This is a genomic window from Salibacter sp. (genome assembly GCF_031581065.1).
Taxonomy (GTDB): domain Bacteria; phylum Bacteroidota; class Bacteroidia; order Flavobacteriales_G; family Salibacteraceae; genus Salibacter.
In genome coordinates, this window is record NZ_JAVLBN010000109.1 from 1 (window position 1) to 592 (window position 592).

Genomic DNA, 592 nt, shown 5'->3' on the forward strand with positions numbered 1-592 from the left:
CCAAATTCCAAAAATCATGGTCAGAACCGCACTTGGCCAGGTGATTCCGTACCAAAGTCTTTTCTCCATGAGCCTGAATTGCGACTGGAGGATTGACTTTTCCGGTTCTGACCGTTGTTCAGCTTCAGTGTGATAGATGAATAATCTTACGATGTAGAACAGCCCGGCAAACCAGGTGACCACGAAAATGATATGAAGTGCTTTGATGTACAGCATAATGAGCAGCAAAATTAGCGAAAGTCTCGATGTACGGTTGGTGATTGGGTGTTATTTTGGAGAAATGAGGTTGAATCGAGGTTGAGGCTGAGGAGACATGTTCATTCGCTTTGCTCAAGAATGAATAGTGAAATATGTTTTTCGCGGGGCTCAAAACGAGGTAGCGGATTGAGTTTTAAGCTTAAAGTGGGGGTAACGCAGCGGTCGTAGCGAGGAAGTGATGTTTGCTTTGCAGGAAACGCGGAGAACGCAGCGAGCTCGCTGACGCTCACGGGTTATGAGTTTTACGTTTAAGTTGCTGACAGCCAGGGTCAAGGTCAAGGTCGAGGTCAAGGTTGAGGTTAAGGTTTAGGAGGAGAGAAGTTCTAATAATGAA

General features: G+C 45.8%; 1 protein-coding gene. It reads right to left on the minus strand.

Annotation, left to right across the window (positions count from 1 at the left end; translation table 11 throughout):
• The coding region (locus RI557_RS11700; protein WP_310683958.1) for a CopD family protein at positions 1-216 on the minus strand (216 nt) is incomplete at its 3' end.
• Positions 217-592: the final 376 nt, after the last annotated feature.